General features: G+C 72.9%; 12 protein-coding genes. 3 read left to right on the top strand and 9 right to left on the bottom strand.

All coding sequences use genetic code 11. The features are described 5' to 3' along the window. Nucleotides 1–7: 7 nt before the first annotated feature. From ACIBJF_RS02945 to ACIBJF_RS02975, 7 genes are all read right to left on the bottom strand, one after another. Entirely contained in the window at nt 8–919 is a 912-nt protein-coding gene (locus tag ACIBJF_RS02945) for a dihydrodipicolinate synthase family protein (protein WP_399171886.1), read from the bottom strand. Further along, nucleotides 916–1623 (bottom strand): GntR family transcriptional regulator, encoded by a 708-nt coding sequence (locus ACIBJF_RS02950; protein ID WP_399171887.1) that lies wholly within the window; start codon nt 1621–1623, stop codon nt 916–918. Before ACIBJF_RS02950 ends, ACIBJF_RS02945 begins: the two co-directional genes overlap by 4 nt. Before the next feature lie 120 nt (nt 1624–1743). Then, on the bottom strand, nt 1744–2496 hold the full coding sequence (locus tag ACIBJF_RS02955) for an MBL fold metallo-hydrolase (protein ID WP_399171888.1): 753 nt from the start codon (nt 2494–2496) through the stop codon (nt 1744–1746). A gap of 142 nt (nt 2497–2638) precedes the next feature. Beyond that, nucleotides 2639–3013 carry a hypothetical protein gene (locus ACIBJF_RS02960; RefSeq protein ID WP_399171889.1) on the bottom strand — a complete coding sequence of 125 codons (375 nt, stop codon included), beginning with the start codon at nt 3011–3013 and terminating at the stop codon, nt 2639–2641. A gap of 73 nt (nt 3014–3086) precedes the next feature. After that, the gene (locus tag ACIBJF_RS02965; protein WP_399171890.1) at nt 3087–4307 is read right to left on the bottom strand and encodes an RNA-guided endonuclease InsQ/TnpB family protein; all 1221 of its coding nucleotides are present in this window, start codon (nt 4305–4307) and stop codon (nt 3087–3089) included. A gap of 347 nt (nt 4308–4654) precedes the next feature. Then, the gene (locus ACIBJF_RS02970) at nt 4655–5236 is read right to left on the bottom strand and encodes a TIGR03086 family metal-binding protein (protein WP_399171891.1); all 582 of its coding nucleotides are present in this window, start codon (nt 5234–5236) and stop codon (nt 4655–4657) included. A gap of 4 nt (nt 5237–5240) precedes the next feature. Continuing rightward, on the bottom strand, nt 5241–5687 hold the full coding sequence (locus ACIBJF_RS02975; RefSeq protein WP_399171892.1) for a DUF6010 family protein: 447 nt from the start codon (nt 5685–5687) through the stop codon (nt 5241–5243). A gap of 143 nt (nt 5688–5830) precedes the next feature. Here ACIBJF_RS02975 and ACIBJF_RS02980 point away from each other — a divergent pair, with 143 nt between their 5' ends. Next, the gene (locus ACIBJF_RS02980; protein ID WP_399171893.1) at nt 5831–7063 is read left to right on the top strand and encodes an MFS transporter; all 1233 of its coding nucleotides are present in this window, start codon (nt 5831–5833) and stop codon (nt 7061–7063) included. On the opposite strand, the gene ACIBJF_RS02985 is transcribed toward ACIBJF_RS02980, so the two are convergent. After that, nucleotides 7000–8163 carry a hypothetical protein gene (locus ACIBJF_RS02985; RefSeq protein WP_399171894.1) on the bottom strand — a complete coding sequence of 388 codons (1164 nt, stop codon included), beginning with the start codon at nt 8161–8163 and terminating at the stop codon, nt 7000–7002. The two genes, ACIBJF_RS02980 and ACIBJF_RS02985, sit on opposite strands and share 64 nt — an antisense overlap. A 31-nt stretch (nt 8164–8194) precedes the next feature. Then, a complete protein-coding gene (locus ACIBJF_RS02990; protein WP_399171895.1) occupies nt 8195–9136 on the bottom strand; it encodes a 5-dehydro-4-deoxyglucarate dehydratase in 942 nt (313 codons plus the stop codon). 213 nt (nt 9137–9349) lie between these two features. Between ACIBJF_RS02990 and ACIBJF_RS02995 the strand changes: the two genes are divergently transcribed. Both ACIBJF_RS02995 and ACIBJF_RS03000 read left to right on the top strand, forming a co-directional pair. Then, entirely contained in the window at nt 9350–10159 is an 810-nt protein-coding gene (locus tag ACIBJF_RS02995; protein ID WP_399171896.1) for an NAD-dependent epimerase/dehydratase family protein, read from the top strand. A 294-nt stretch (nt 10160–10453) separates the two neighbouring features. Beyond that, nucleotides 10454–11224, top strand: coding sequence for a DeoR/GlpR family DNA-binding transcription regulator (locus ACIBJF_RS03000; RefSeq protein WP_399171897.1), 771 nt, complete (start codon nt 10454–10456; stop codon nt 11222–11224). The last annotated feature ends 10 nt before the right edge of the window (nt 11225–11234 follow it).

Genomic DNA, 11234 nt, shown 5'->3' on the forward strand with positions numbered 1-11234 from the left:
CCGTTGCTCATATGGACCATCCGGCGACGATGGCGGCGACCTCGGCGCGCTCGTCCTCGGGCAGCGGCCTGCTCGGCGGGCGGACGTCCCGGCGGCACAGGCCGAGCGTGGCGAGGGCCTCCTTGACGACGGTGACGTTGTTCGCGGAGCCGTGGGCGGCGCGGAGTTCCTCGAAGCGGCGGATCTGCTCCCAGACCTTCATGGCGGCCGGGTAGTCGCCGGATCGAAGCGCTTCAATCATGTTCAGCGAAACGGCCGGAGCGACGTTCACGAGCCCGGAGGTGAAGCCGGTGGCGCCCGCGGAGAAGTAGGAGGGGGCGTACGGCTCGGCGAGGCCGGCGACCAAGACGAAGCGGTCGAGGCCCGCGTCACGCGCGAAGGCGGCGAACCGTGCGGCGTCCGGTACGGCGTACTTGACGCCGATGACGTTCGGGCAGTGGTCGGCGAGTTCGGCGAGCCGGGTGCCGGGCAGCTGGGCGTTGCGGATGTAGGGCACCACGCCCAGCTCGGGCACGGACTCGGCGATGGCGCGGTGGTAGTCGACCCAGCCGGCCGCCGAGACGTACGGGTGGACGGGCTGGTGGACCATGACCATCCGGACGCCGAGCTCGCGGGCGTGCCGGGCGGAGGCGACGGCGGTGGGCAGGTCGTGGCCGACGCCGACGAGGACGGCGGCGCGGTCCCCGGCCTCCTCGACGGTCGACTCGGTGACCAGGCGGCGCTCCTCGGGGGTGAGGGCGTAGAACTCGCCGGTGTTGCCGTTCGGGGTGAGGGTGCGGATCCCGCCGTCGAGCAGGCGACGCAGCAGGGCCCGGTGGGTGACGGTGTCGACGGAGCCGTCCGCGGCGAAGGGGGTCACCGGGATGGCCACCACGTCGGCCAGGGCCGCCCGTTGGGTCTCGAACGTCACGCTGCTCATGAATGACCTTCCTGTGCGTGGGGGGCGACCCCGGTGTCCCCGGTTGCCCCGGTGTCCTCGGTGTCCTCGGTGTCCGAGGGGAACGCGCGCCGGACGAAGGAGGCGGTGTGGGCGTGCAAGGCGCTCGCCGCGCCGTCGGCGTCGCCGGCGAGCGCGAGCCGGAGGATCTCGCGGTGCTCGGCGGCCTCCCGCTCCCAGGAGGGGTCGGCGGCCCAGGCGACGGCGGAGACCAGCGCGGCCTGGTCGCGGACCTCGTCCAGCATCCGGCCGAGCAGCGGGTTGCCGCAGGGCAGGTAGAGGGCGCGGTGGAACTCCCGGTTGGCGAGCGACCGTTCGGCGGTGTCGTGGGCGGCATCGGCCCGGCCCAGCGCGTCGCGCGCGGCGTCGAGGGAGGCACCTCGCCGGACGGCCCTGCGCAGCGCCTCGGGCTCCAGCAGCAGCCGCACGTCGTAGACCTCGCGTGCCATGTCCGCGTCCACCATGCGCACCGTGACGCCCTTGTACTGGTTCATCACCACGAGACCGGTCCCGGCGAGCGTCTTCAGCGCCTCCCGCACCGGGGTCTTGGACACCCCGAACTGCGCGGCCAGCTCCGTCTCGACCAGGGCCTGACCGGGCGTCAGCTGCCCGGTCAGGATGCGGTGTTTGATCGCGTCCAGCACGAACTGCGTGCGGGACGGGATCGGGGTGGGCACAGAGGTCATGCGGCCCTCTCGGATCTCACGTATCGCGTCTCATATATGACGTACGAAGTACGACGCGTTGAAGGTAGGAGGGAGGCCGTGTTTCGTCAATGCTTCTGACAAAGAAGTCGGGTGGCGACCTCAGACGGTGCGGGTGTGGCCCTCCACGGCGGTGTGCGTGGGCCGGCCGGAGACCGCGGCGGCGCGGGCGGTGGCCTCCTCCCGGGTGAGCGTGGGTCCGACATGGGTGACGAGCAGTTCGCGCACCCGCGCCTCGAGGGCGGTACGGCCCGCGTCCTCCGGCGTCAAATGGACCCGCCGGCCGTCGTGATGCGCGTCGATGTCCGCCTCGCACAGGAACAGGTCGGCTCGGGCGGCGAGTTCGCCGAGCGCGGCACAGGGCCCGCTGTCCCCGGAGTAGGCGAGCACGCTCCCCTGGCATTCGGCGCGCAGCCCGTACGCCTCGGTGTCGTGGGCGACGGCGCGGGCGGTGAGGCGGAGGTTCCAGTGCCGCACGTCATGGCCGTCGTACAGGGCGCGGAAGTCGAAGACGCCCTTGAGGAAGTCGACGTCCGCCCGCCCGAGGAAGCCGGCGAGCCGGCGGGCGCAGTCCTGCGGGGCGTACACCGGGATCGGTGCTGCCGGGGTCATGCCGCCGAAGGCGAAGGCGTAGGCGGCGGACAGCAGATCGGCGCTGTGGTCGGCGTGCAGATGGGAGATCCAGATCGCGGTGAGCCGCGCGGGGTCCGTGTGCCGCTGCAGCGCGGCGAACGTACCGGGCCCCGCGTCCACCCACACCTCGGCACCCCCGCCGGACAGCAGGTATCCGGAACAGGGCCGGTCGGGGCCGGGGTGCGGGGAGGCGGTGCCGAGGACGGTGAGGGTGAGTGGCATGGGGGGAGAGTACGACGGCCCAGGACCCCGCTTCGGCCCACTCGGACAAGCAGAACCGGCGGTGTCCGGCGCGCCGTCCCGCCGCGGCCGGCACACACGCGCCTCGGTGGCGGCCGCGTCGACAACGCCGTGCTCGATACACCTAGGGCGCGGGCAGGGTGAAGACCAGGAGCAGGATGCTCAGCGGTGGCAGCAGGGCGACGAGGGACGCCGCGGCGCGGGCCGCCGTCCAGCGGCGTTTCCAGGGCAGCAGCCAGGCGGTGAGCAGTGCCGCGGTCGAGACCGCGCCGCCGTAGGTGAGCAGGCGGTAGATCCAGGCCAGCGCCGTGTCGAGGGCCGCCGAACAGTCGTCGGGGCCGCAGCTGTCCGTGGCCATGGCGGACAGCCCGCCGAAGAGGAGGGCGGCCGGGCCGAGCACCACCATCAGGGCGGTCGCGATCGTCGGGGCCACCCAGCCCCTGGGGTCACGCGCGTTCCCGTCCACCGGGCCCGGAACCGTCACGAAGTGCTGTGTCATGCGCTCATTGAAGGCTCCCCTCCCTGAAGGGAGGGGATGCGTCACCCTCCAGGGCTGAGCGGGGATTTACGGCTCAGGCCGCCACCGGAGCCGGCGGCTCGGGTGGTCTTACGCCCTCGGCACCGTCCGGGTTCCAACCTGCCCGGACCAGCATCACGCGGGCGGAGTTCTTGTCCCTGGGGGACACGGCTGCGCACGCGGTGCAGGTATACGTTCTCATCGACAGAGGCAGTGCGTGCTTGGTTCTCGCTCCGCACGTGGCACAGTCCATCGTGGTGTGCGCCGGGCGCACGAGACGGACCTCCCGCCCGTGTTTGCGGCCCATCTCGACCAGGGCACGCTTCGTCGCGGCGATGGCGGCATCGGCCGCCTTGCGGGCCATGGTGGTCTTCGCCAGGAACCTCGGCCTGAAGTCCTCCACCGCAACCCCGTCGTGGCCGCGCATCACGGACTTGGCCCACTTGCGGCCGGTGTCCTCACGCTGCCTCGCCACCTTCTTGTGCAGCTTCGCCGCCCGTGCCTGCGCCTTGCGGTAGCCGGCGGATGCGGGCTGTCCCTTCGGACGCCGGCGCCGGGCCATCATCCGCTGATACCTCGCCAGCCGCTGCGCGGCCCGCCTGCCGTGCTCGGCATGCGGCAGATCGTAGGCGTCGTCGGTGGTGGTGGCGGTCTCCTTCACACCCCAGTCCACCCCGAGCACGCGCCCCGTGGCGGCGAGCGGTTCGCTCTGCGCGGCAACGACGAAGGACACGTACCAATGTCCGAGCGTGTCCTGGAACACCCGCACACTCGACGGGTCGGCCGGAAGGGGCCGCGACCACACCACCCTCAGCACAATCCCGCCCGCAAGGTGCAGGCGGCCGTCCCTGAGGCGGAAACCGCGCTTGGTGTAGTTGAGGCTGGGCCGCGCCTCCCGCTTCTTCTTGAAGCGGGGCATCCCGGCCCGCCGGTGCATCGGCAACCGGTCCTTGATGTCCTTCAGCGCTTTCGCCCTCGACCTGGCGAAGTCCCGAATCACCTGCTGCTGAGGCACGCTCGCGCCCTCAGCCAGCCAGGGCGTCGCCCCGCGGGCCTCGGTCAGCATCTTGTCGAGCTGAGCCGGACCGCAGGTCAGCTTCTCGCCACCCGCTGTGCCCTGCACGTGGACCTGCCGGGACTTGGCCACGCATTCGTTCCAGATCCAGCGGCAGCGATCCCACTCGGCTTCGAGCCGGCGCCTGGCCGTGTTCGACAGGCGCACACGGAAGGTGTACCGGGCATGCCCGGTGTCCTTCGTGGTCGCCTCTGTCGTCATGCATCCGAACCTACCTGAGAGCACTGACAGTTGAGAGTTCTTGATCATCGTGGGCGGCATCACCGCCGTGCGGGGTGGACGCCGGATCGCCCTGACGGCGATCCGGCTACCCCTGCCCTGCTCCGCAGGAGTCCGATTCCTCCCCGGCCTGAAGGCCGGGGCATCCTCGGAGGAACCCGGTGAACCGGCAGGGGGATGCCCGGCACACCGGCGCAGGTACTCACGCCGCACCGGACCACCTACTCAGTGCCCGACGGGAGGCCAGGCGCCCGGTACGGAGGCGTGCTGGGCGGCCTGATCCATTTCCGCGACGATGCGGTGACCGATGTTTCTTCGAGGTACTTCCGTTACGGACGCCACCCCGGGTCCCGCCCGCTCAGCCCCACCGCCCGGTCCAGCAGGGGCGCCTCCGCGGGCACCAGGACGACCGGGCTGAAGATGCCGCCACCGCGGTGCGGGTCCTCGGCGGCAGCGAGCAGGAAGCCGTGGGCCGAGTCCAGGGCCGCGGGGTCGGGAGCGTAGGGCCGGCCGACGGCGCGGGCCAGGTCCCAGCCGTGGACGACCAGTTCGTCGGTGACGACGGCGCCGGCGACATCACCGGGCAGGTCCACCCCGCCCGCGCGGGTCATGCCGGTCCAGGCGTCCGGGTCGCGCCAGGCGTCGGCCAGTTCGTCCAGGACCTTGGCCAGCTCCTCGCGCCAGCCGGGGCCGATGTCCGGGACGGCGGCGTCCGGGGCGGTGTCCGTCGTCGTACCGAGGTCCTTGCGGGCCGCGTCCCGGAAGGCGATGGACAGGTGCAGCAGGTGGCCCAGCAGATTCCGCACCGCCAGGTCGGGGCACGGTGTGCGGGCCGACAGCTGCTCGTCGGCCACGGACTCGGCAAGCCGCGCCACGATCTGTGTCTGCGGGCCGAGGTCGATCACGGTCATGCCGCTACTCCTTCACGGTTGCGCTCCTCGTACGAAGGACTGACCGGCCGGCCCGCGAAAACTCATCGGTGCCGTGCGGCCGCCGCCACGGGGATCGCCCGCCGCCCAGGCACCACACCGCGATCACCGGGTCGCACAGCGCGCAGCCGAAGGAGGAGTCGTGGGCGAACGGGACGATCGGGTGGCCCTTGAGGTGGTGCACGACGTCCCAGGCCGTGTGCAGCAGCCAGCCGGCGCCGATCCAGGCCCAGGAGTCGAGGCCCTTGTAGGCGACGCAGGTGGCCGCCGCGGTGAACGCGAACTCCCAGCCGCCGAGTCCGCCGCCGCTGAGATAGGCGGCGCCCGCGCCGGCCACCATGACCGCGTTCAGGCGGCGCCGGTGGCGTTCCGGGACGAGGGACATCAGCAGGACGTAGACGAGACCGATCAGGATCGGGGCGATGTAGCGCATGGCGCCGACGGTAGGTTCGGGCGGGCGCGCGCCCCAGGGGCATTACCGACAGGTTCCGACGGATTGCCGCCGTCCGCCGGCCCGGCGGGATAAGGCACCTTACCGATCCGCGCCCGCCCGCCTCAGACCCACGATGAGCAGGCATGACGACTTCCTGGACCCTGCGGCGCGTGCTGCGGGACCGCAACGCGGGGCTGTATCTGACGGCGGTGGTGGTGTCGGGCTTCGGCAACTCCGCGCTGTTCCTGGCCTCGGGTGTGTGGGTGAAGGACCTCACCGGGTCCGACGGCCTGGCCGCGCTGTGCATGTTCGCCATGTGGGCCCCCACCCTGGCCGGCCCGCCGCTGGGCACGATCGCCGACCGCCTGCCGCGCAAGCCGCTGCTGGTGGCTCTGAACACCGGCCTGGCAGCCCTGCTGCTCACCCTGTGCACCGTGGACTCCCCGGGCGGCCTGTGGCTGCTCTTCACCGTCCTGCTGGTCTACGGCGCCGCCGAGGTCGTGCAGGACGCGGCCGAGTCGGCCCTGGTGAGCGCGGCGATCGCCGCGGAGCGCCTCGGCGACTTCAACGGGCTGCGCATGGCCGTCACCGAGGGCATGAAGCTCGTCGCCCCGCTGACCGGGGCGGGTCTGTACACCGCCTTCGGCGGCCTGGCCGTCGCCTGCCTGGACGCGGGCACTTTCGTGGTCGCCGCCGGGCTGTACGCCCTGCTGCGGGTGCGCGAGGAGCGGCCCGCACGGTCCGGCGGCGGCTGGCGCGAGGAGACCGCGGAGGGCGTCCTGCACCTGTGGTGCCACCCGGGGCTGCGCCCGCTGGTCCGGGCGGGCGGCACGACGATGCTCCTCACCTCCCTGGGCAGCACCACGCTGTACGCCGTCGTCGACGGTCTCGGTCACTCCCCCGCGTACACCGGCGTGCTGTACGCCGTCCAGGGCGCCGGTTCGGTGACGGCCGGGCTGGTCTCGGGCGCCGCGCTGCGGCGGCTCGGCGCGCGCCGGCTCGCGGCGGCGGGGATCGCGCTGACGGCGCTCGCGGTGGCCGCCCGTGCCGTGCCGTCGGACCCGGTGGCCCTCACGTCGTCCGCGGCGGCCGGTCTCGGCCTGCCCTGCGTGCTCGTCGCGGTCTTCACCGCCGTGCAGCAGCAGACGCCCGGCCCGCTGCTCGGCCGGGCCACGGCCACCGCCGGCACCCTGCTCCTCACGCCCAACGCCGTCGGACTGGCCGGCGGCGCGGGGCTGGTCGAACTGGCCTCACCCCCGCTGCTGTTGCCGGTGTACGGCCTGGCGCTGCTCGGGACGGCGGCATCCCTGGCTCAGCGCGCCGACAGCGCCTCGCGTACCGCCGCCAGGTCACCGTCGGACGCCAATCCGGCGTGATAGAGCCGCAGTTCGGTCGCGCCCCGCACACGCGCGCGTGCCGCGTCCGCCGCGAGCGTGCGGGGGCTGCCGCCCATCCCGGAGACGACGGTGAGGTTGGCGGCCAGCACCGTCCGCTCCAGGGCCTGTTCGGCGAAGGGCGCCAGCAGGGCCGCACCGCCGGTGCAGGGCACCACCACGCCGTCGGCGACGGCGAGGACGCGGGCGGGGTCGACGCCCGCGTTGGCGCCGCAGTGGTAGGAGACCGGGTCGGCGTGCAGCAGGACCTGGAACCCGGCCGGAGCGGTGGTGCGTACGGCGGCGACGGCCTCCTCCTGGAGCGTGCCGGCGGTGTCGTCGCGCCACGCGCGCGTGCGGGCCGTCTTCTCCTCGCCGAGCAGCTTCTGAACCGTCGGCCAGCCCTCGTCGCCGGTCGAGCCCCGCCACAGCGGCTCCAGCGCGGCGCGCACGGAGGCTGCCAACTCCTCGGGATCCATGCCCTGTCCGGCGTACCCGGCGCGGCAGGACGGGCAGAAGCACAGGGACATCAGGTACTGCCCGGCCTCGCCGAGGCCGACCCCGGAGATCTTGTCGTGGGCGTGCAGGTGCTGGAGCCCGTACCAGCCGAGGGACTCCAGCTCGGTGCCGTGCGCGCCGGGGCGTACGGCGGCCTCGGCGGCCAGGTCGACCAGGTACGCGCGCGTGGCGGGCTGGGCGATGCAGGGCGCCCACGGGTAGCGGTCGCCGTAGGCGTTGACGACGGAGGTGTCCGGGTGTTCGGCGCCCAGGCGGGAGTTGTGGGCGAGGACCACCCAGGTGTGCACCTGAAGGCCCGCGGCGGTCAGGGCCGCCGCCGCCTCGCCGTAGGCGTCGCCGGGGGCCCAGCGGCCGGCGGGGTACGGCCTCAGGCCCCGGCCCGCCCAGCGGTCGCCCGGCGGGTAGAGCACGGCCGCGTACTCGGCGGTGACGATGCGGTGGCGGGGGTGGCGCGGGGTCAGGGCGCGCGTGGAGTGGTAGGCGGCGGCGAGGGTCACCTGCTCCACGCCGAGCCCGGCGATGCGTGCGGGGGCCTCGGGATCCCCGTTGACATCCCAGGGGTAGACGAACGCCGACGCCTTCACGCGGCCCCCTCCAGGCCGTACCGACGCTTGCTCACGCCTCCTCCTCCAGCAGCGCGTAGCCCCGCTCGATCAGCTGGGCGAGTTGTTTGACGTGGTCCTCGGCCGGTTCGTGCAGCGGGGGCCGGACCTCGCCGACGTCCAGGCCGCGCAGCCGTACGCCCGCCTTGACGAGCGAGACGGCGTAGCCGCGGCCCTGGGCGCGCAGCTCCACGAACGGGCGGTAGAAGCCGTCCAGGAGGCGCCGCAGGGTCGCGGTGTCGCCCGCGGTCAGGGCCCGGTAGTAGGCGAGGGCGATCTCGGGGGCGAAGCAGAAGACGGCCGAGGAGTACAGGGGGACGCCGAGGGCGTGGTAGGCGAGCTGGGTCTGCTCGGCGGTGGGCAGGCCGTTGAAGTACAGGAAGTCGCCGGGGACTTCGGTGCGTACGGCGCTGATGATCCGCTGCATGAGATCGAGGTCGCCGAGGCCGTCCTTGAGACCGATGATCCCGTCGGTGCGGGCGAGCTCCACCACCGTGCGCGGGGTGAAGACGGCGTTGTCGCGCTGGTAGACGATCACCGGCAGGGCGGTCGCGGCGGTGACCTCCCGGTAGTGCCGCAGCAGCCCCTCCTGACCGGCGAGGACGAGGTACGGCGGCATGGCGAGGAGGCCGTCGGCGCCCGCCCGCTCGGCGAGACGGGCGTAGCGGACGGCGAGCGCGGTGCCGTAGCCGGCGCCCGCGACGACCGGGACGCGGCCCTCGGCCGCCTCCACGGCCGCCCGGACGCAGGCCTCGAACTCCTCGGGCAGCAACGCGTGGAACTCCCCGGTGCCGCAGCAAGCGAACACGGCGGCGGCACCGGCGGCGACGCCGCGGCGGACGTGGGTGCGGTAGACGTCGAGGTCGAGCGAGCCGTCGGGGCCGTAGGCCGTGACGGGGAAGAAGAGCGGCCCGCTCGGTTCGCAGAGCCGTTCGGTGAGGGGGGCTGGCGTCACGGGCTCTCCCTTGAGACACGCCGGTGCATGTTTCTGATCCACGTCTATATTTCTGAACGCGACCACGCTAAGGGGCCTTCTTATGACAGGTCAAGCAGGCAAACTCGCAACGCCGGGAGCGGATTCACCAACATCACGGGACACTTGACGGTGCACGGCGAAACTCTCTAGCGTGTCCACGTATGTGAATACCGGCCACAAGGAGAACCGAGGATGCCCGCTCCCCGCACCGTTCTGCTCACCGGCGCCGCCGGCGGACTCGGCACCCTGATGCGGTCCCTGCTGCCGGAGTACGGCTACACGCTGCGCCTGTTCGACGTGCGCCCCATCGAGGACGCGCCGGACGCGATCACCGCGGACCTCACCGACACCGGGGCACTGCGCGAGGCGGTGCGGGGTGTGGACGCGGTCCTCCACCTCGCGGGCATCTCCCTGGAAGCGCCCTTCGAGAAGATCCTGAAGTCGAACATCGAGGGCACCTACAACCTGTACGAGGCCGCCCGCCAGGAGGGCGTACCCCGGATCGTGTTCGCCTCCTCCAACCACGCCGTCGGCTTCACCCCGGCCCCGCGCGCGGGCGAGCCGCTGATCCCGATCGACACCCCGCGCCGCCCGGACACCTTCTACGGCCTGTCCAAGTCCTTCGGCGAGGACCTCGCCCAGCTGTACTGGGACAAGCACGGCCTTCAGACCGTGTCCGTGCGCATCGGCTCCTGCTTCCCGGAGCCGACCAGCGTGCGCATGCTCTCGGTGTGGATGAGCCCGGCCGACGGCGCCCGCCTCTTCCACGCGGCCCTGACCGCCGAGGAGGTCGGCCACACGGTCGTCTACGGCTCCTCCGCCAACACCCGGCTGTGGTGGGACCTGACCACGGCGCGGGCGCTCGGCTACGAGCCGCAGGACGACTCCGAGCCGTACGCCGAGAAGCTGATCGCCGAACAGGGCGAGCTGGACCCGTCGAACCCGGCGCACGGCCACCTCGGCGGGCACTTCGTGAACGACCCGCCGATCTGGCCGTACTGAGCCTCCCGGGCGCCTCGGGCACCTGCCCGAGGACCCTCGGCGGCGCGAAACGATCGCTCACGCGCGCGGGCGGGCACCGAACGGGCCCGCCCGCCGCCGTGTTCGGGCATCCACGGCGCCCGCTCCCACCCCGCCGGACACGGCCTCGCAGGTCCGCGCCGGGCACCGCCCTCGGTAAACGGGCACAAGCGGGCAGCATCGAGCCCGCAACAAGCCTGGTCAGTGCCGCACACCCGCTGTAGAACTTCCCCCATGGGCCCGAACGGGCAGTTCCGCGGGAAGGTGGGTGACGAGATGAGCACGAGGACGGCGGAAGAGCGCCAGCGCGCGATCGTGCGGGCCGCGCGCGCCACCGGCTCGGTCGACGTCACCGCGCTCGCCGCCGAGCTGGGCGTGGCCAAGGAGACCATCCGGCGCGATCTGCGCGCCCTGGAGGACCACGGACTGGTCCGCCGTACGCACGGCGGCGCCTATCCGGTGGAGAGCGCCGGCTTCGAGACGACGCTCGCCTTCCGCGCCACCAGCCATGTGCCCGAGAAGCGCCGGATCGCGACCGCCGCGGCCGAGCTGCTCGGGGACGCGGAGACGGTCTTCGTGGACGAGGGCTTCACCCCGCAGCTCATCGCCGAGGCCCTGCCTTCCGGCCGGCCGCTGACCGTGGTCACCGCGTCCCTGCCGGTCGCGGGCGCCCTGGCGGAGGCCGAGCATGTCTCGGTGCTGCTGCTCGGCGGCCGGGTCAGGGCCGGCACGCTGGCCACCGTCGACCACTGGACGACGAAGATGCTCGCCGGCTTCGTCCTCGACCTCGCCTACATCGGCGCCAACGGCATCTCCCGCGAGCACGGCCTGACCACGCCCGACCCGGCGGTCAGCGAGGTCAAGGCGCAGGCGATACGGGCCGCCCGCCGCACGGTCTTCGCGGGCGTGCACACCAAGTTCGGCGCGGTCAGCTTCTGCCGGTTCGCCGAGGTCGGCGCGCTGGAGGCGATCGTGACGAGCACCCAGCTCCCGGCCTCCGAGGCCCACCGCTACTCCCTGCTGGGCCCGCAGGTCATCCGGGTCTGAAAGTCCACCC

It is taken from the genome of Streptomyces sp. NPDC050743, from assembly GCF_044456925.1.
GTDB lineage: Bacteria > Actinomycetota > Actinomycetes > Streptomycetales > Streptomycetaceae > Streptomyces.